This window comes from Streptomyces sp. DH24 (assembly GCF_029813775.1).
GTDB lineage: Bacteria > Actinomycetota > Actinomycetes > Streptomycetales > Streptomycetaceae > Streptomyces.
The window spans coordinates 1-19,960 of record NZ_JARVKW010000041.1 but is presented as its reverse complement, the minus strand read 5'-3'; the positions used below and the strand labels follow the sequence as shown (position 1 = coordinate 19,960).

General features: G+C 70.6%; 14 protein-coding genes. 11 read left to right on the top strand and 3 right to left on the bottom strand.

All coding sequences use genetic code 11. The features are described 5' to 3' along the window. Positions 1–13: 13 nt before the first annotated feature. Positions 14–3,982, bottom strand: a complete 3,969-nt coding sequence (eccCa, locus tag QC282_RS26395) for a type VII secretion protein EccCa (RefSeq protein ID WP_279552065.1) — start codon at positions 3,980–3,982, stop codon at positions 14–16. 317 nt (positions 3,983–4,299) lie between these two features. On the opposite strand from eccCa, the gene eccD reads away from it, so the two are divergent. Together eccD and QC282_RS26385 are read left to right on the top strand one after the other, a co-directional pair. After that, positions 4,300–5,817, top strand: coding sequence for a type VII secretion integral membrane protein EccD (gene eccD / locus QC282_RS26390; RefSeq protein WP_279552064.1), 1,518 nt, complete (start codon positions 4,300–4,302; stop codon positions 5,815–5,817). A gap of 106 nt (positions 5,818–5,923) precedes the next feature. Then, positions 5,924–7,378, top strand: a complete 1,455-nt coding sequence (locus QC282_RS26385; protein ID WP_279552063.1) for a PQQ-binding-like beta-propeller repeat protein — start codon at positions 5,924–5,926, stop codon at positions 7,376–7,378. Between the two features lie 70 nt (positions 7,379–7,448). On the opposite strand, the gene QC282_RS26380 is transcribed toward QC282_RS26385, so the two are convergent. Next, positions 7,449–7,745, bottom strand: a complete 297-nt coding sequence (locus tag QC282_RS26380; RefSeq protein ID WP_279552062.1) for a DUF397 domain-containing protein — start codon at positions 7,743–7,745, stop codon at positions 7,449–7,451. A gap of 152 nt (positions 7,746–7,897) precedes the next feature. Here QC282_RS26380 and QC282_RS26375 point away from each other — a divergent pair, with 152 nt between their 5' ends. The 6 genes from QC282_RS26375 (at position 7,898) to QC282_RS26350 (ending at position 15,098) form a co-directional block, all read left to right on the top strand. Beyond that, on the top strand, positions 7,898–9,370 hold the full coding sequence (locus QC282_RS26375) for a PQQ-binding-like beta-propeller repeat protein (protein WP_279552061.1): 1,473 nt from the start codon (positions 7,898–7,900) through the stop codon (positions 9,368–9,370). Positions 9,371–9,560: 190 nt separating this feature from the next. Beyond that, entirely contained in the window at positions 9,561–9,848 is a 288-nt protein-coding gene (gene rpsO / locus QC282_RS26370; protein WP_010042739.1) for a 30S ribosomal protein S15, read from the top strand. 385 nt (positions 9,849–10,233) lie between these two features. Further along, the gene (locus tag QC282_RS26365) at positions 10,234–12,453 is read left to right on the top strand and encodes a polyribonucleotide nucleotidyltransferase (RefSeq protein WP_279552060.1); all 2,220 of its coding nucleotides are present in this window, start codon (positions 10,234–10,236) and stop codon (positions 12,451–12,453) included. After that, on the top strand, positions 12,450–13,829 hold the full coding sequence (locus tag QC282_RS26360) for a pitrilysin family protein (protein WP_279552059.1): 1,380 nt from the start codon (positions 12,450–12,452) through the stop codon (positions 13,827–13,829). The genes QC282_RS26365 and QC282_RS26360 overlap by 4 nt, the downstream gene beginning before the upstream one ends. A gap of 59 nt (positions 13,830–13,888) precedes the next feature. Then, positions 13,889–14,641 (top strand): 4-hydroxy-tetrahydrodipicolinate reductase, encoded by a 753-nt coding sequence (dapB, locus tag QC282_RS26355; protein ID WP_279552058.1) that lies wholly within the window; start codon positions 13,889–13,891, stop codon positions 14,639–14,641. A gap of 13 nt (positions 14,642–14,654) precedes the next feature. Continuing rightward, on the top strand, positions 14,655–15,098 hold the full coding sequence (locus QC282_RS26350; protein WP_279552057.1) for a hypothetical protein: 444 nt from the start codon (positions 14,655–14,657) through the stop codon (positions 15,096–15,098). A gap of 110 nt (positions 15,099–15,208) precedes the next feature. Here the strand turns inward: QC282_RS26350 and QC282_RS26345 are convergent, their stop codons facing one another. Continuing rightward, positions 15,209–15,763 (bottom strand): hypothetical protein, encoded by a 555-nt coding sequence (locus QC282_RS26345; protein WP_279552056.1) that lies wholly within the window; start codon positions 15,761–15,763, stop codon positions 15,209–15,211. 161 nt (positions 15,764–15,924) lie between these two features. Between QC282_RS26345 and thyX the strand changes: the two genes are divergently transcribed. The 3 genes from thyX to QC282_RS26330 all read left to right on the top strand — a co-directional run bounded on the left by thyX (position 15,925) and on the right by QC282_RS26330 (position 19,594). Further along, entirely contained in the window at positions 15,925–16,662 is a 738-nt protein-coding gene (gene thyX / locus QC282_RS26340; protein ID WP_279552055.1) for an FAD-dependent thymidylate synthase, read from the top strand. A gap of 221 nt (positions 16,663–16,883) precedes the next feature. Continuing rightward, on the top strand, positions 16,884–17,783 hold the full coding sequence (dapA, locus tag QC282_RS26335; RefSeq protein ID WP_279552054.1) for a 4-hydroxy-tetrahydrodipicolinate synthase: 900 nt from the start codon (positions 16,884–16,886) through the stop codon (positions 17,781–17,783). Between the two features lie 125 nt (positions 17,784–17,908). Continuing rightward, on the top strand, positions 17,909–19,594 hold the full coding sequence (locus tag QC282_RS26330; protein WP_279552053.1) for a ribonuclease J: 1,686 nt from the start codon (positions 17,909–17,911) through the stop codon (positions 19,592–19,594). Positions 19,595–19,960 lie beyond the last annotated feature (366 nt).

The window sequence follows — 19,960 nt, the reverse complement described above, 5'->3', positions numbered from 1 at the left end:
GTGCTCATCGCCCTCAGAAGGCCTCCTCCGGCATGAGCGCCGTCTGCACCAACGGCTTACCCCTGCGCCGGGAAACGAAGATGCCCCGGCCGGCCGGCATGGGCCGCGCGCGTACGCCTCCCAGCAGGTCGCCCTCCGAGGGATCGCCGGACAACACCACGCCCTGCGCGCCCAGTTCCTTGACGCGCTGCATGAACGCCTCATAAGAGGCCCGCCCCGCCCCCGCCGTGGACCGCGCGATGATGAAGCGGACCCCCACGTCCCGCGCGAACGGCAGCAGTTCCGTCAGGCCGGACAGCGGATTGCCGCTCGACGTCGACACCAGGTCGTAGTCGTCGATCACGACGTACACCGTGGGACCCCTCCACCAGCTCCGGTCCCGCAGCTGCTGCGCGGTCACGTCGGCCGCGGGCGTCCGGCGCTTCATCAGGTCCGCCAGGGCGGCCATGTGATGATCCATCGCATTCGACATCGGAATGTACTCGGCAAGGTGCGAATCCGGCGTCACCCCCAGCAGCGAGCGCCGGTTGTCCACCACGAACAGCTTGCACTCGTCGCCCGAGTACCGCTCCGTCAGCTGCTTGATCAGCAGTCGCAGCAGGTTGGACTTGCCCGACTCGCTCTCGCCGAAGACGAGGAAGAACGGGTCCTGCTCGAAGTCGACGAAGACCGGTTCCAGGTTGTCCTCGTCGAGGGCGAACGCCACGCCGCGCTGCGGGAAGCGGTTGCCCGGGGGCAGGAGGTCCGCCGGGAAGTCGCGCGGCAGCAGCCTGACTTCGGGAGCGCCGGGAGCCTGCCAGTGGCGGGTGACCTCGCCGGCCAGTGCCGCCGTCGCCTCGGCCAGTTCCGTGTCCGAGGCCAGACCGTCGATCCGCGGCACCGCCGCCATGAAGTGCAGCTTCTGCGGCGACTGACCGCGGCCGGGCACGCCCGCCGGGACGTTCGCGGCCACCTTGCGGTCCAGCTCGGAGTCCATCGTGTCGCCGAGCCGCAGCTCCAGCCGGTTCATCAGCAGGTCCTTGAGGGCGGACCTGACCTCCATGGAGCGGGAGGCCGTGATGACCAGGTGGACGCCGTAGCCGAGGCCCCGCGCCGCGATGTCCAGGATGATCTGGTCCATCGCCTCGTACTCGGAGCGGAAGTTGCCCCACCCGTCGATGACGAGGAACACGTCACCCCAGGGCTGGTCCGTCACCGAGATGTCGCCGCGGGCCCGCCGGGTCCGGAACTCGGCGATCGAAGAGATGCCCGACGCGCGGAAGTACTCCTCGCGGCGCGTCAGCACCCCGTACACCTCGGCCACCGTGCGCCGCACCCGCTCCGGGTCCAGGCGCGAGGCCACGCCGCCCACGTGCGGCAGTCCGGCCACCGCCGACATGCCGCCGCCACCGAAGTCGAGGGCGTAGAACTGCACCTCGTGGGGCGTGTGCGTCAGGGCGAAGGACGAGATGAGCGTGCGCAGGAGCGTCGATTTGCCCGACTGCGGACCGCCGAGGATCTGCATGTGACCCGCCGCGCCGGAGAAGTCGACCCACAGCGGGTCGCGGCGCTGCTCGTACGGCTTGTCCACCAGGCCGACCGGCACGACCAGCCGGCCCGCACCCTCGTAGCCGGGCTGCGTGAAACCGCGGCCCTCGACCGCCGTGAGCCCCGGCAGCAGTTCGTCCAGTGACGGCGGGCTGTCCAGCGGGGGCAGCCACACCTGGTGGGCTGGCGGACCCTGTGCCTCCAGGCGCCGTACGACCACGTCCAGCACGGTGTCCGCGAGCGCCTCGTCGACCTCCGGGTCCCGCTCGGGGCGCTGCTGCGGCACCGTCACGTACTGCACCGGCACCTCGGCCGCCGTGAACAGCACGGGCCGCCGGTCCACCGGGAGGGGACCTCCGCCGAGCGCGGCGCGCTGCGTGCCCGAGCGGTACGTGCCCGAGACGTACGCCGCCTTGAAGCGGACCATCTCGTCCGTGCCGAACTTCAGGAAGCCGGAACCGGGCACATTGGGCAGCTCGTACGCGTCCGGCACGCCCAGGGCGGCCCGGGACTCGGCGGCGGAGAAGGTCCTGAGGCCGATCCGGTAGGACAGGTACGTCTCCAGGCCCCGCAGGCGGCCCTCCTCCAGGCGTTGCGAGGCGAGCAGCAGGTGCACGCCGAGGGACCGGCCGATGCGGCCGATCTGCACGAACATCTCGATGAAGTCGGGCTTGGCGGTGAGCAGTTCGCTGAACTCGTCGATCACCAGGACGAGTGACGGGATCGGCTGGAGGGGGGCTCCTGCCGCGCGTGCCTTCTCGTAGTCGTGGATGTTGGCGTAGTTGCCCGCGTCGCGCAGCATCTCCTGGCGGCGGTTCAGTTCGCCTCGGATCGAGTCGCCCATGCGGTCGACCAGCGTCAGGTCGTCCGCCAGGTTCGTGATCACGGCGGCGACGTGCGGCATCTTCGCCATGCCCGCGAAGGTCGCGCCGCCCTTGAAGTCCGCGAGGACGAAGTTCAGGGTCTCGGAGGAGTGGGTGACCGCGAGACCGAGCACCAGCGTGCGCAGCAGCTCCGACTTGCCGGAACCGGTGGCGCCGACACACAGACCGTGCGGGCCCATGCCCTCCTGCGCGGCCTCCTTGAGGTCCAGCATCACCGGCCGGCCGTCCTCGCCGACACCGATCGGCACCCGCAGGCGCTCGGCGAGCGAACGGGGCCGCCAGGTGCGCCTGGTGTCGACCGAGGCGGCGTCGCCGAGGTTCAGCAGGTCGGTGAACTCCAGGTTGGCCAGCAGCGGTTCGTCGTCGTCACCGCCGGACGCCATCCGCAGCGGGGCCAGTTGGCGGGCGAGGGCCTCGGCCGACTCGGGGGACAGGGCGTCGGGCGTGCCCTCGTAGGCGACTCCGTGCGCCGACTCCAGACGCAGTGCGTCGGGCCGTACGACCACGGCCAGGTCGCCGCCGGGGCCGGCGGGCTCGCCGGGCACGATGTCGAGGACCGTGACCCCCTGGAGTCCCTCGGGGTTGGCGAGGAGCGAGTCCGGCGGCAGGGACAGACCGTCGAGGACGACCACGATGTGCGGTTCCTCCGGCAGCGGGGCCGCGTTCGGATGGAAGCGGGGACGGCCGCCGAGCCGGGACGCGACCAGGTTCTCCAGCTCACGCGTGTCGCTGCCGATCAGTCTGCGGCTGCCCGCGCCGTCCACGGCGCCGGAGGCCTGCACGTGCGGCAGCCACTTGGCCCACTCCCAGTGCGGGAGTTCCTCGCGCCCCGCGGCGATCACGACGACGAGGTCCTGCGGCGAGTGCAGCGCGGCCAGCGAGCAGGTCAGCGCGCGGGCGCAGGAGCGTACGGACGGCACGTCCCCGCTGAGCGTGACGTGGTAGAAGGCGCGCAGCGACACCGCGATCGGCAGGTCGTCCAGGCTGCCGTGGACGTCGAGGAACCGCTGCACGGCTCCCGCGGTCAGCGGTTCCAGCTGCTCGACCGGACCCGTCTCGGGCGCGACGAGCGGGGTGGCCAGGCCCTGCGAACCGAGGCCGATGCGCACATGGGCGAAGTCCTCGTCGCCGGGGCGCCGTTCCCAGACCCGGCTGCCCTCGGCGGCCAGGGCCCACAGCTGGTCGGGGGAGGGGTGCAGGTAGAACTGCGCGTCGCGCTGCGTCCTTGCGGTCTTGGAGACGGTGTTGCGGACCTGCGCGAGATAGCCGAGGTAGTCGCGGCGCAGGTCGGCGAGCTGCCCCTGGGTGCCGCGCCGGAAGCGGACGATCATCGCGATGGACATGGCCACCGTCGAGGCGATCATGACCATGCCCATGATCTTCATGAACGGGTGACCGCTCGTGAAGAAGAAGACCACGGAACCGCCCATGCCCAGCGTGGGCAGCAGTTGCATCAGCACGCCCTCCTGGTGGCCGCGCGGCAACTCCGGTGGGGGCTGCAGAGCGATCTCACCCGCGGGCACCTCGGGCGGCAGCGTCCGAGGCGGGCGCTTGACGACGATGTGGCTCACTGCTCACCAATTCCCTTGCGGCCCACGAGGATTTGTCCACCCACCCCGTGTCGGGCGGACGCGGACCACCGCGTGATCCTACTGACTTCACGGGCCACCGATGGGCGATAGGGTGCCGAATGTTCGCGTGAGCACACGCGAACAGGGCTGGACCAACGGGGCATCTCCATGCGTTCCGGAGCTCCGTGGGAGCCCGGCGGGCAACGCGACGGCACGTTTCGCGCCGCCATGGCTCGGAGCCGCCCGCGCCCTGCGGCGGGAGTGCCGCAGGATCTTCACGAGGCACACGCAGGACCATCATTGAGGGGGAGCAGCAGGTGAGCATGACGGCCTCCGCGGCGGCCACCGGAGCCGGCGGGCCCGGTGTTGGGGCCCCTTCCGGGGCGGGAACGGGGCTCGGTTTCTGCCGCGTCACGATCGTCGCGCCGGACAGCCGGATCGACGTGGCACTGCCCGACGACGTCCCCGTCGCCGACCTGTACGCGGAGATCCTCAGGCTGTCCCAGCAACGGCCGGAAGCGGGTGCCCCGGTCGGTTATCACCTCGTCCGCCGCGACGGCGCCGTCCTCGACAGTTCACGTTCCTTCGCCGCGCAGCGGATCCTGGACGGCGAACTGCTCACGCTGCGCCCGTTCTCCGACTCCCTGCCGCCCGCGGTCTTCGACGACGTCCCGGACGCGGTGGCCTCCGCGGTCACCCGCGACCGGTCCCTGTGGAGCGCCGACCTGACCCGGGCGGCCGGCCTGACCGGCGGCGCGGTGCTGCCCGCCCTGCTCGCCTTCGTCGCCTGGACCGCCGATCCGCGGCACGACATGAACAGCCTGCCCGGCGTCCTCGCGGGCCTCGTCGGCGTGGTCCTGGTCGCCTTCGCCGCCGTACGGGCGCGGGTGTACGCCGACCGGGCCTCGGCCGTCGCCCTCGGGCTCGGTGCCCTGCCCAACGCGGGTGTGGCCGGTTCGGGTCTGCTGCCGCTCGCCGACGGTCAGGGCATCGGGAAGCTGCAGTTCCTGCTGGCGTGCGCGGCGGTCCTGCTCGCCTCGGTGATCCTGACGCTGTGCTCGCCGCGCCGGGACGGGCCGTTCGTCGCCTTCGCCTTCGCTTCCGGCATCGGCCTGATCGCCGTTTTCGTCGGACTCCTCGCGCACTGGACCCCCGCCGAGGTGGCCGGACTGTGCGCCCCGGTCGCCGTCGGCCTGCTGGCGTTCCTGCCGGGGCTCTCCCTGCGCTTCGCGCGCCTGCCGATCGGATTCGACCCGCCGGACACCGCGTCGCGCGGGGCCTACGGCGCCGATCCCGAGCCGCAGGCCCCGGTGGACGCCGAACGGATCGAGGCCCAGGCGCGCCGGGGTCACGAACTCCTCGTGGGCCTGGTCAGCGGCTGTGCGCTGCTCGGCGTCGTCTCCACGGCGGTGCTCGCCTTCTCCGGCGGCGTCTGGGGGCAGCTGCTCGCCCTGGCCACCGGGATCGCGCTGCTCATGCGCGCCCAGCTGTTCCGCTACACCGCGCAGGTCGCCCCCGTCCTGGCGGCCGGCCTGGCCTCCCTGGTCCTGCTCGGCCTCGGCCTGGCGCTCAACCCGCCCCACTCGGCCTTCCGGGCGGCGCTGGAGGGGAACCGCGCCGATCTCGACCTGCGCACCATCTGGCTCGTGGCCGCGATCGCGGCGGCGGCCGCACTGGTCACGTTCATCGGACTGATCGCGCCGCGCAGCGGTCTCAGCCCCTTCTGGGGCCGCTTCATGGAGCTCGCCGAGGGCTTCGTCCTGCTGACGCTCGTGCCGCTGGCTCTCGCCGTCTTCGACGTGTACGCCACGGTCCGGGCGATGACCGGCAACTGACCACCCGAACCAGGGGTGCGGCGGTGTGCCGTGCCGTCCCGGTGACCCGAAGGGACGTGTGAGCGTGAGCTTCGGCCCGCCTCCCTCCATATACACGCAGTCCTCAGTGGCGGCGGACCGGCGGCGCAGGAAGCGCCGCACGGTGCTGCTCGGCGCCGCGGCGGCCGTCCTCGCCGTCGTGCTGGGAGCGGGCGGATGGCTCCTGTGGCCCGGTGAGGAGACCGGCGGCACGAGCGGACCGGAGGCCGTGCGGCAGGCCCCGGACGACATCCGGGAGACCACCGAGGAGCTTCCCGTCTCCCCGGAGGGCGAACTGGTCCTGGAGCACGACGAGGAGGACGTCGGCAAGGCCACGGACACCAGTCCGCGCTACGCGCCCGGCACCTGGGCCACCGACAAGGTCTTCGCCAAGGGCGTCGCCCGCCGCATCGAGGGCTACCGCATCAAGGAGCACGCCACCGAGAAGGCGTGGACCCTCGAACTGGACGGCCACCTCTGCGCCACCAGCAGGCACGTCACCGCCGACGGCCGCACCGCGGTCGTCGTCCAGCCGCCGCGGGCCGAGGGCGCGGCGGAGGACAAGGGCGTGTGCGACCAGGTGGTGTTCGTCGACCTGAACACCGGCAAGAAGCTGTGGCAGAAGAAGATGCCGTCCGCCGACTTCGCCTACGCGACCAACACGAACCTCACCCTGACCAAGGGCGTCGTCGCCGTCGCCTGGGGCCGCGGCTCGGTGGCGTACGGCATGGAGGACGGCAGGCACCTCTGGAACGGCACGACCGCCTCCCAGTGCGAGGACAAGGGCTTCGCCGGCGGACGCGCACTGGTCGCGCTGGTGAAGTGCGGTGAGGTTCCGGACGCCACCTACCGGGTCCAGAAGCTCGACCCGCGCACCGGCAAGGCGCAGTGGACGTACCGGGTCTCCGACGGCGTCCAGGACGTGTACCTGCCCTCCTCCGACCCGCCGGTACTGGCCGTGGCGGCCGGGGACAGCGTGGTGACCGACCTGATCAGCCTGGACGGCCGGGGCAGGCACCTCACCACCGTCTCCCTGTCCGGCTACGAGGCGAAGTGCGGTACCCGCTACTTCTCCTCGCCGCTGTTCGGCGTGGTGGAGAACTGCGACGGCATGGTCGTGGGCGGCGCGCAGGCCTTCGTCATGAGCAAGGAGAACATCGCCAACGGCCAGCCGTCCGACTGGATCGTGGCCTTCGACCTGAAGACGGGCGAGACGCGGGGCAAGTTCGAGGGCCGCTGGCTCCAGATGGTCTACCCGCTGCGGATGAGCGGCGACGAGCTCCTCGTCTACCGGCGCAGCGGAGCGCTGTCACCGGCGTCGATCGTGAGCTGGAACCCGCGCACCGACAAGGAGACCCCGTTCCTCCTCTTCGTGCTGCCGGAGGACGAGGAGGGCGTCCTGAGCGACCCGGAGCAGTCCGACATCCTCGTCGAGAACGGCAAGGTCTTCTTCGCCCGGCGCACCGTGGTCCGCGACGACGAATACCCCAAGGACCCGGTCCTGCTGGCCGTCGGCTACGGAAGCGCCGGCCTGAAGCACTGACGCGAACGCGCGAACGCGCGAAGGGGCGGCACGCGCGCGTGCCGCCCCTTTCCCGTTACCCGTACGAGGGTCACTCCGCGGCGACGCCCCCGTTGCGCGGCGACGGTTCCAGGTCGAACTCCCCGTCCCGCGCGCCGAGTACGAACGCCCGCCACTCCGCCTCCGTGTACCGCAGCACGGTGTCCGGGTCGAGCGACGACCGCATGGCCACGGCGCCGCCCGGCAGTTGGGCGATCTCGACGCGCTCCTCGTGTTCCTCGGCGCCGGGAGCGCACGTCCACTCCACGCCGGAGATGTCGAGCGCGTACAGCTCATCCCGTTCCCGCTCCTTGCGCGCCTTGAGTTCCTGGTCCTTGGCCTCGGCCATCGCGGATCCGACCCTTCTGTCTGTGCCAACGAGCTGCCCGGTTAACATACTTCGCCCCGTCCTTCCAGGTCAGCGGATTCCCCGGTCCGAGGGAAGCACCGGGCGCGCACGGGGGCGCGCTCCCGCCTCCCCCGGTGAGAAAGGCGCCACCCGTGAGCTTCGGCCCACCGCCGGCCCCCTACACCGCGTCCGTCCTGGACGCCCGCCGCCGCAACCGGCGTCGCAGGGGCCTCGTCCTGGGCACCGTGGCCCTGCTGGCCGCGGCGGTGACCGTGGCCGTCTGGACACTCGCGGCCGGCGGTGAGACCCCCGCCGACCGGCGCCCCGCGGCGGCACGGCAGGACCCGGACGACATCCGGGAGACGGTCGAGACCCGCCCCAGGACTCCGGACTCCGTCGGCGTACTGCTGGTCAGGAAGACGATCCGCACGGTCGGACAGAACGTCCCCGCGGCGGGTACCTGGGCGACCGGCACGACCTTCGCGAAGGGCTACGGCAACCGCGTCGAAGGCTACCGGCTGGGCGCCCCGGCCGCCGAGGACGGCAACGACGCGTCCCGGGAGGCCTGGCACATCACCTTCCCGGCCGCCCCGTGCGCCGTCACCCAGCACGTCAGCGTCGACGGCCGTACCGCTGTCGTCCATCCCGGCAGGGCTCCCGGAAAGAACGCCGACGAGACGGACCTCCTCGACCTGCCCTGCGACCGCCTCACCGTCTTCGACGTCGACACCGGCAAGAGGCTGTGGACGGTGAAGCTCCCCGGCGACGGCTCCGCCATGAACGCCAACGTCACCATGGCGGACGGCGCCGTCGCCGTCTCCTGGGGCACGGGCTCCGCGGCGTACGACATGACCGGCGGCAAGCGGCTGTGGGCCGATCCGACGCCCTCGGCGTGCACGGACCTGGGGTTCGGCGGCGGCCGTGAACTGGTGGCCCTGCAGACGTGCGGCGAGTCGGCCGATCCCACGTACCGGGTGCAGAAGGTGAATCCGCGCACCGGCAAGGCCCTGTGGACGTACAAGGTGGCCCCCGGCGTGAACGAGGTGTTCGTCGTGTCGTCGTCACCCGCGGTCGTCGCCGTCGCCGCCGGTGACTACCAGGTCACCGATCTGATCGCGCTGAGCGACACGGGCCGCGCGCGCGGAACGATCAGGATCGACCGCGACCACCAGGCGGTGCGGTGCGACGGAACCTTCAACGCCGCCGTGGAGGCCTGCCGGGGCATCGTCGTCGGCCAGGAGCAGGCATACATCTCCACGAACGGCGAGGTGGTCGCCTACGACCTGGACACGGGGAACACCGTCTTCAAGTTCGATTCCCCCGACGGCCGGGAGACGCACCCGCTGCGGATGAGCGGCGGCAAGGTCGTCGCCTACCGGAAGGGCTCGTCGTTCGGCCCCGACTCGATCGTCAGTCTCGACCCGGCGACCCGCCGCCAGACCGCCCTGCTGTACTTCTCGGGCGGCCACGAGCTCCTGGACGTCAACGATCCGGTCCACTCCGACGACGTACTGTACGAGCAGGGCCGCGTCTTCTTCGCCGCACGCGGCGTGACCGGGCCGGCGGACAAGGGCGAGGTCGGAGGCTCCGAGGTGCTCGCGGTCGGGATCGAGAGCGTCGGCTGACCCCCGGCCGCCCCCGGACAGGCCCGCTCCCACACCCTGGTACCCTGGCTGACGGCCGTATGCGTACGCACCCCCGGAGCCCCGCTCTGGAGGTCGCGCCCAGCGGACCCCGCCTTCCGAGTCACGGAAGATCCCCCGAGAAGTGGACCGGGGGCACTCGGTGGCCATTCACAGACCATGAGGAGTACGCGTGTCGCTCGACGCCGCTACGAAGAAGCAGATCATGTCCGAGTTCGGTACCAAGGAGGGCGACACCGGCTCCCCCGAGGTCCAGGTGGCGCTGCTGTCCCGTCGGATCTCCGACCTGACCGAGCACCTCAAGACCCACAAGCACGACCACCACTCCCGTCGTGGTCTGCTCATCCTGGTCGGTCAGCGTCGCCGCCTGCTGCAGTACCTGGCCAAGAAGGACATCCAGCGCTTCCGTGCGCTGGTCGACCGCCTGGGCATCCGCCGCGGTGCGGCGGGCGCCAAGTAAGACGCCGTGAGGGGAGCGGTTCCCGAAACGATCGGGGACCGCTCCCTTTGCCGTACGTGGAGAAGTCCCGGCGGTACGGCGGAGAAATCTCCGCCGTTCGTACGGAAAGATCCGCCGACGTGTGGGAACCCTTCCCGTGCGTAGGAAACGTGCGGAGTGTCACTCACGCTTTGTAGTGTGGTAGCACAACGCAATCCGCACGACACAGAACGAGGAGAAGCGCGCCTCGCCGCCGCCGGTCCTCGGTAGTGGCCCCCGGGGCAGCGAACCCCGGGTGCTTCGATCGAAGACCGGCCCGCACCAGACGGAGCGCTTCTCCGGCACCGTCCCCCTGCCACACGGGCAGACCAGGGACGAAGGACGAGAAGTATCGGAGAATTTGCTGGTGGAGAACGAGACCCACTACGCCGAGGCCGTGATCGACAACGGTTCCTTCGGCACCCGCACCATCCGCTTCGAGACGGGCCGCCTGGCCAAGCAGGCCGCCGGCTCCGCCGTGGCGTACCTGGACGACGACACCATGGTGCTGTCGGCCACCACCGCCTCCAAGAACCCCAAGGACCAGCTCGACTTCTTCCCCCTCACGGTGGACGTCGAGGAGCGGATGTACGCCGCCGGCAAGATCCCCGGCAGCTTCTTCCGCCGTGAGGGCCGCCCCTCCGAGGACGCGATCCTCACCTGCCGCCTGATCGACCGCCCGCTGCGCCCGTCCTTCAAGAAGGGCCTGCGCAACGAGATCCAGGTCGTCGCGACGATCATGGCGCTCAACCCCGACCACCTGTACGACGTCGTGGCGATCAACGCCGCCTCCGCGTCCACGCAGCTGGCCGGTCTGCCCTTCTCCGGCCCGATCGGCGGCGTCCGCGTCGCGCTGATCCGCGGCCAGTGGGTGGCCTTCCCGACGCACACCGAGCTCGAGGACGCCGTCTTCGACATGGTCGTCGCGGGCCGCACCCTGGAGGACGGCGACGTCGCGATCATGATGGTCGAGGCCGAGGCCACCGAGAAGACCATCAAGCTGGTCGAGGGCGGCGCCGAGGCGCCGACCGAGGAGGTCGTCGCCGCCGGTCTGGAGGCCGCGAAGCCCTTCATCAAGGTGCTCTGCAAGGCCCAGGCCGACCTCGCCTCGAAGGCCGCCAAGCCGACCGGCGAGTTCCCGATCTTCCTGGACTACCAGGACGACGTCCTCGAGGCGCTGACGGCCGCCGTCAAGCCCGAGCTCGCGCAGGCGCTCACCATCGCCGGCAAGCAGGAGCGCGAGGCCGAGCTGGACCGCGTCAAGCAGCTCGCCGCCGAGAAGCTCCTGCCGGAGTTCGAGGGCCGCGAGAAGGAGATCTCCGCCGCGTACCGCTCCCTGACCAAGACCCTGGTCCGTGAGCGCGTCATCAAGGAGAAGAAGCGCATCGACGGCCGCGGCGTGACGGACATCCGTACGCTCGCCGCCGAGGTCGAGGCCATCCCGCGGGTCCACGGTTCGGCCGTGTTCGAGCGTGGCGAGACCCAGATCCTGGGCGTCACCACCCTCAACATGCTCCGCATGGAGCAGCAGCTGGACACCCTCTCCCCGGTGACCCGCAAGCGCTACATGCACAACTACAACTTCCCGCCGTACTCCACCGGTGAGACCGGTCGCGTCGGCTCCCCGAAGCGCCGCGAGATCGGTCACGGCGCGCTCGCCGAGCGCGCCCTGATCCCGGTCCTGCCGACGCGCGAGGAGTTCCCGTACGCGATCCGCCAGGTCTCCGAGGCGCTGAGCTCCAACGGCTCGACGTCCATGGGCTCGGTCTGCGCGTCCACCATGTCGCTGCTGAACGCCGGTGTGCCCCTGAAGGCCCCCGTCGCCGGTATCGCCATGGGCCTGATCTCCCAGGAGATCGAGGGCGAGACGCACTACGTCACCCTCACCGACATCCTCGGTGCGGAGGACGCGTTCGGCGACATGGACTTCAAGGTCGCCGGCACCAAGGAGTTCGTGACCGCCCTCCAGCTCGACACCAAGCTGGACGGCATCCCCGCCTCCGTCCTGGCCGCCGCCCTCAAGCAGGCCCGTGACGCCCGCCTCCACATCCTCGACGTGATGATGGAAGCGATCGACACGCCGGACGAGATGTCCCCGAACGCGCCGCGGATCATCACCGTGAAAATCCCGGTCGACAAGATCGGCGAGGTCATCGGCCCCAAGGGCAAGATGATCAACCAGATCCAGGAGGACACCGGCGCCGAGATCACGATCGAGGACGACGGCACGATCTACATCGGTGCCGCCGACGGCCCGGCCGCCGAGGCCGCCCGCGCCACGATCAACGGCATCGCCAACCCGACGATGCCCGAGGTCGGCGAGCGCTACCTGGGTACGGTCGTCAAGACGACCACCTTCGGCGCGTTCGTCTCCCTGCTGCCCGGCAAGGACGGTCTGCTGCACATCTCGCAGATCCGCAAGCTCGCCGGCGGCAAGCGCGTGGAGAACGTCGAGGACGTCCTCGGCGTGGGCCAGAAGGTCCAGGTCGAGATCGCCGAGATCGACTCCCGCGGCAAGCTCTCCCTCATCCCCGTGATCGAGGGCGAGGAAGGCGACGAGACGAAGAAGGACGACGCCGACCAGTGACGTCCCGTGGCTCCAAGGCGACGGCCCGCACCTCTTCGGAGGCGCGGGCCGTCGCCCGTACCCAAACCCTGATCAAGGGCGAGAACGGCATCGGCACGGTCCGCAAGACCACCCTCCCCGGTGGCCTGCGCATCGTCACCGAGACGCTGCCCTCGGTCCGCTCCGCGACCTTCGGCATCTGGGCGCACGTCGGCTCCCGCGACGAGACCCCGGCTCTGAACGGCGCCACGCACTACCTGGAGCACCTGCTCTTCAAGGGCACCGACCGCAGGTCCGCCCTGGACATCTCCTCCGCGATCGACGCGGTCGGCGGCGAGATGAACGCGTTCACGGCGAAGGAGTACACGTGCTACTACGCGCGCGTGCTCGACGCCGACCTGCCGCTCGCCATCGACGTCGTCTGCGACATGCTGACCGGCTCGCTGATCCTGGAGGAGGACGTCGACGTCGAACGCGGCGCCATCCTCGAGGAGATCGCGATGACCGAGGACGACCCGGGCGACTGCGTGCACGACCTGTTCGCGCACACGATGTTCGGCGACAACCCCCTCGGCCGCCCCGTCCTCGGCACCGTCGACACGGTCAACGCCCTCACGGCCGACCGCATCCGCCGCTTCTACAAGAAGCACTACGACCCGACCCACCTCGTGGTCGCCTGCGCGGGCAACGTCGACCACAACAAGGTCGTACGCCAGGTCCGCGCCGCGTTCGAGCGGGCCGGCGCCCTCAAGGACCTCGCGGCCGAGCCCATCGCGCCGCGCGGCGGCCGGCGCAACCTGCGCACCGCGGGCCGCGTCGAGCTGGTCGGCCGCAAGACGGAACAGGCGCACGTCGTGCTCGGCATGCCGGGCCTCGCCCGCACCGACGAGCGGCGCTGGGCCCTCGGCGTGCTGAACACTGCCCTCGGCGGCGGCATGTCGTCCCGTCTGTTCCAGGAGGTCCGCGAGAAGCGCGGTCTGGCCTACAGCGTGTACTCGTACACGTCGGGCTTCGCCGACTGCGGCCTGTTCGGGGTGTACGCCGGCTGCCGGCCGTCGCAGGTCCACGACGTGCTGAAGATCTGCCGCGACGAACTCGACCACGTCGCCGAACACGGGCTGTCCGACGAGGAGATCGGCCGCGCCATCGGCCAGCTCCGCGGCTCCACGGTTCTCGGCCTGGAGGACACCGGCGCGCTGATGAACCGTATCGGCAAGAGCGAGCTGTGCTGGGGCGACCAGATGTCCGTCGACGACATGCTGGCCCGGATAGCCTCGGTCACCCCGGACGACGTCCGCTCCGTCGCCCGGGACGTCCTGGGCCGGCGGCCCTCGCTGTCGGTCATTGGCCCGCTGAAGGACAAGCAGGCGTCCCGGCTGCAGGACGCCGTCGCCTAGGGCTCGTCCGGCGGACGGACAAGCCCTGCGCCCACCCCCTCCCGTAAGGAAGCAACAAGATGAGCAAGCTGCGCGTGGCGGTCCTCGGAGCCAAGGGCCGCATCGGGTCCGAGGCGGTACGGGCAGTCGAGGCCGCCGAGGACATGGAACTGGTCGCCACCCTCGGCCGGGGCGACAAGCTGGAGACGCTGGCCGACACCGGCGCCCAGGTCGTGGTCGAACTGACCACGCCCGCCTCGGTCATGGGCAACCTCGACTTCTGCGTGCGCCACGGCATCCACGCCGTCGTCGGCACCACCGGCTGGACCGACGACCGTCTCGCGCAGCTCAAGGGCTGGCTCGACCAGTCCCCGGAGACGGGCGTGCTCATCGCGCCGAACTTCTCCATCGGCGCCGTCCTCACCATGAAGTTCGCGCAGCTCGCCGCCCCGTACTTCGAGTCCGTCGAGGTCGTCGAGCTGCACCACCCGAACAAGGTCGACGCCCCCAGCGGCACCGCCACCCGCACCGCCCAGCTCATCGCCGAGGCCCGGCGCCGGGCCGGCAGCGCCCCGGCGCCGGACGCCACGGTCACCGCCCTGGACGGCGCCCGCGGCGCGGACGTCGACGGCGTCCCGGTGCACGCCGTCCGGCTGCGCGGCCTGCTCGCGCACCAGGAGGTCCTGCTCGGCGGCGAGGGCGAGACCCTCACCGTCCGGCACGACTCCCTGCACCACAGCAGCTTCATGCCGGGCATCCTGCTCGGCGTGCGCCGTGTGGTGAGCACCCCGGGCCTGACCTTCGGCCTGGAACACTTCCTGGACCTGAACTGAAGCCCTGACACCCATGCGCGCAAAGCTCACCTACGCCGTCACGGCCGCCGTCCTGGTCTTCTACTTCGTCCTGGTCGGCAGCCGCGGCGTCATGCTCATCGAGACCGGCACGCCCGTCACCGTCGCCTTCGGCCTCGCGGTGCTGGTCCTGCCGGTGATCGGGCTGTGGTTCCTGTGGAAGAACACCGAGTTCGTCCGCCGGGCCAACCAGCTCGCCGCCCAGCTCGACGCCGAGGGCGGACTGCCCGTCGACGACCTCAAGCGCATGCCCTCGGGGCGCATCGACCGTGACTCGGCCGACGAGGTGTTCGCCAGGCGCAAGGCCGAGACGGAGGCCGCCCCCGACGACTGGCGCAGCTGGTTCCGGCTCGCCGTCGCCTACCACGACGCCCGCGACACACCGCGCGCCCGCAAGGCGATGCAGCGGGCGATCACCCTGCACAGGAGCTCGCGGTGAGGGCACGGCAGCCCTGACGTCAACCGTGACGTCGTCCCGCCCTGCGGCACGGCGAGGGGCCCGGTCCGCGATCCCGGACCGGGCCCCTCGCCGTGACACCGTCGTCGCGCTCAGCCGCGCCGGTACTCCTCGGCCCACGCCTCCACCGAGTCGGCGGCCCGGTCGAAGGCCTCCGGCCGCGCCAGGAAGTCCGCGTTGTGCGACGTCAGCAGCGTCGGCGCCGCCTCGGCCGGACGCCCCTGCCGGGCGAGCACCAGCGCCTGCCCCTGCACCGCGCGCGGCAGCCCGAGCCAGCGCACCGGCTGCTGCACCGTCCGCACCGCGACGACGCGTTCCCAGGGCGTCGTCCGCGTGGTGAAGAAGCTCACGTGGCGCAGCCCGTACGCGCTCACCCACACGCCCACGCGCAGCAGCCGCAGCGCGCAGACGATGGCGACCCCCGCGACGGCGAAGACCAGACCGGCCGAGGCCACGCTGTCCGTCAGCGCGATGACGACGGCGGCGAACAGCACGAACGACGCGAGCAGCAGCAGCACCGCGGCGGTACCCACGCGCCACGGGCCGGGCCGGTAGGGGCGCCGCCAGCGGTCGCGGTCGTCGTACGGCAGGGCGACGTCGTCCGTGGACTCGAAGGCGCGGTCGGCCGTCAGAAAGGGCAGGGGCACGGCGGTTCCTCATTCGATCCATGCGTGGGCTGGCCCGGTGAGGTTATCGACCTGTGTCGCCCGTCACCACACTTGGGGGCCCGGACGGCGTGTGCGTCGCCGTGGGGGATCGCCCGTAGAGTTGGCGTCCCAAGAGACGAGATGGGAAGGCCCTTCGTACCGTGACCGGCACAGACGACGACTTCAAGATCGAACTCCGCGGCGACGTCACCGTTGAACTGGTGAAGCACAGCGCGGCCGACTCCGACGTACTGTTCGCAGCCCGGGTCTCGACCGTCGGGGAGCAGTCCCTGGACGAGCTGAAGAAGGACCCGGAGCGCTCGAAGGGGCTGATCAACTACCTCATGCGGGACCGGCACGGCAGCCCGTTCGAGCACAACTCGATGACCTTCTTCATCAGCGCCCCGATCTTCGTCTTCCGTGAGTTCATGCGGCACCGCGTGGGCTGGTCCTACAACGAGGAGTCGGGCCGCTACCGGGAGCTCCAGCCGGTCTTCTACGTCCCCGACACCTCCCGCAAGCTGGTCCAGCAGGGCCGCCCGGGCAAGTACGAGTTCGTGGCCGGCACCGAGGAGCAGCACCAGCTGGTGTCGGAGTCCATGGCGGAGTCCTACCGGGGGGCCTACCGCACCTACCAGCAGATGCTGGAGGCCGGCGTCGCCCGCGAGGTCGCCCGTTCGGTCCTGCCCGTCGGGCTGTACTCCTCGATGTACGCCACCTGCAACGCCCGCTCGCTGATGCACTTCCTCGGTCTGCGCACCCAGCACGAGCTGGCCAAGGTGCCGTCCTTCCCGCAGCGGGAGATCGAGATGGTCGGCGAGCAGATGGAGGCCGCGTGGGCCGAGCTCATGCCGCTGACGTACGCCGCCTTCAACGCCAACGGGCGGGTCGCCCCGTAGGGCGCGGCGCCGCGCACCCGCGTCCCGGTCGGGCACACATGTGCGGGTCAGCCCTGCGAAGTGTCCGTATTGCGGCATTTAGCGAAGTTCATCTAGCCTGATCAAACGGACCCGGCACTGCTTGAACCCCCGAGCAGGCAGTGCCGGGATCCGCATTTGTCCCGCCTTGTCGCCTCCCCCTAGGGCACACCCCGACTTGAGCAACGAGTAGCGTGTAACCCATGGCTCCGACCTCCACTCCGCAGACCCCCTTCGGGAGGGTCCTCACCGCCATGGTCACGCCCTTCACGGCGGACGGCGCACTCGACCTCGACGGCGCGCAGCGGCTCGCCGCCCACCTGGTGGACGCAGGCAACGACGGCCTGATCATCAACGGCACCACCGGCGAGTCCCCCACCACCAGCGACGCGGAGAAAACGGATCTCGTACGGGCGGTCCTGGAAGCGGTCGGCGACCGGGCCCACGTCGTCGCCGGAGTCGGCACCAACGACACCCACCACAGCATCGAGCTCGCCCGCGCCGCGGAGCGCACGGGCGCCCACGGGCTGCTGGTCGTCACCCCGTACTACAACAAGCCCCCGCAGGAGGGCCTCTACCGCCACTTCCGGGCCGTCGCCGACGCCACGGAACTGCCGGTCATGCTCTACGACATCCCGGGCCGCAGCGGCGTACCGATCAACACGGAGACGCTGGTCCGCCTCGCCGAGCACCCGCGGATCGTCGCCAACAAGGACGCCAAGGGCGACCTCGGCCGGGCCGGCTGGGCCATCGCCCGGTCCGGCCTCGCCTGGTACTCCGGCGACGACATGCTGAACCTCCCGCTGCTCTCCGTGGGCGCGGTCGGCTTCGTCTCCGTCGTCGGCCACGTCGTCACCCCCGAGCTGCGCGCCCTGGTCGAGGCGTACACCGCGGGCGACGTCCAGAAGGCGACCGAGATCCACCAGAAGCTGCTCCCCGTCTACACAGGCATGTTCCGCACCCAGGGCGTCATGACGGCGAAGGCCGCGCTCACCCTCAAGGGCCTGCCCGCCGGGCCGCTGCGCGCGCCCATGGTCGAATGCATGCCCGAAGAGATCGAGCAGCTCAAGATCGATCTTGCCGCCGGCGGGGTACAGCTCTGACATCGGACTTCACAACTGAATAGCGGGCCACCGGTGCCCGCACCCCACGACAACTGCTTCTGCACGAACGTCACGCGCGCCACGTGCCCCACCGGTACGTGGCGCGTGTGGTTGAGGAGAGTCTTTTGAGTCATCCGCACCCTGAACTGGGCCCGCCCCCGCCGCTCGCCGAAGGCGGCCTGCGGGTCACCCCACTCGGCGGCCTCGGCGAGATCGGCCGCAACATGACGGTCTTCGAGTACGGCGGCCGCCTGCTGATCGTCGACTGCGGAGTGCTCTTCCCCGAGGAGGAGCAGCCCGGAATCGACCTGATCCTGCCGGATTTCAGCTCCGTCCGGGACCGCCTCGACGACATCGAGGGCATCGTCCTCACGCACGGCCACGAGGACCACATCGGCGGCGTCCCCTTCCTGCTGCGCGAGAAGCCGGACATCCCGCTGATCGGCTCCAAGCTGACCCTCGCCCTGATCGAGGCCAAGCTCCAGGAACACCGCATCCGCCCGTACACCCTGGAGGTGACGGAGGGGCAGCGCGAGCGCATCGGCCCGTTCGACTGCGAGTTCATCGCGGTGAACCACTCCATCCCCGACGCCCTCGCGGTCGCCATCCGCACACCGGCCGGCATGGCCGTCCACACCGGCGACTTCAAGATGGACCAGCTCCCGCTGGACAGCCGCCTCACCGACCTGCACGCGTTCGCGCGGCTGAGCGAGGAGGGCATCGACCTCCTCCTGTCCGACTCGACGAACGCCGAGGTCCCGGGATTCGTCCCGCCCGAGCGGGAGATCTCGGGCGTGCTGCGCCAGGTCTTCGCCGGCGCCCGCAAGCGGATCATCGTGGCGAGCTTCGCCAGCCACGTCCACCGCATCCAGCAGATCCTCGACGCGGCGCACGAGCACGGCCGCCGGGTCGCCTTCGTCGGCCGCTCCATGGTCCGCAACATGGGCATCGCCCGTGACCTCGGCTACCTGAAGGTGCCGCCGGGCCTGGTCGTGGACGTCAAGACGCTCGACGACCTGCCGGACAGCGAGGTGGTCCTGGTCTGCACGGGCTCCCAGGGCGAGCCGATGGCGGCCCTGTCCCGCATGGCCAACCGCGACCACCAGATCCGCATCGTCGAGGGCGACACGGTGATCCTGGCGTCGTCGCTCATCCCCGGCAACGAGAACGCGGTCTACCGCGTCATCAACGGCCTGACCCGCTGGGGCGCCAACGTCGTCCACAAGGGCAACGCCAAGGTGCACGTCTCGGGCCACGCCTCGGCCGGCGAACTGCTGTACTTCTACAACATCTGCCGGCCGAAGAACCTGATGCCGGTCCACGGCGAATGGCGCCATCTGCGGGCCAACGCCGAACTGGGTGCCATGACCGGCGTACCGCACGACCGCATCGTCATCGCCGAGGACGGCGTGGTGGTGGACCTCGTCGCGGGCAAGGCGAAGATCTCCGGCAAGGTCCAGGCGGGCTACGTCTACGTCGACGGCCTCTCCGTCGGCGACGTGGGCGAGCCGGCGCTGAAGGACCGCAGGATCCTCGGCGACGAGGGCATCATCTCGGTCTTCGTCGTCCTCGACTCGTCCACCGGCAAGATCACGGGCGGCCCGCACGTGCAGGCCCGCGGCTCCGGCATCGAGGACTCCGCCTTCGGGGACGTCATCCCGAAGATCACGGAAGTGCTGGAGAGATCGGCCCAGGACGGCGTCGTCGAACCCCACCAGATGCAGCAGCTCGTCCGCCGCACGCTGGGCAAGTGGGTCTCGGACACCTACCGGCGCAGGCCGATGATCCTCCCTGTGGTGGTGGAGGTCTGACGGTCCGTCGGTCGCGCGACAGCGCGAACGCGGGAGCGGGGCCCTCGATTTGCATCGGGGCGCTCCGCTCCAGTACGTTTACGACCCCACCCAGACGGGAACCCGGCCACTTCGTGCACCGGGGGGACCATCCTCGCCGAGCCTCATCGAGTCTCACGAGGGTGACCGGACCGGGTGGGAATTCCGACTCAGAACCTCTGATAAAGTCGGACCCGCCGGAAAGGGAAACGCGAAAGCGTGAACCTGGAAAGCACCGAGGAAATCGGATCGGAAAGATCTGATAGAGTCGGAAACGCAAGACCGAAGGGAAGCGCCCGGAGGAAAGCCCGAGAGGGTGAGTACAAAGGAAGCGTCCGTTCCTTGAGA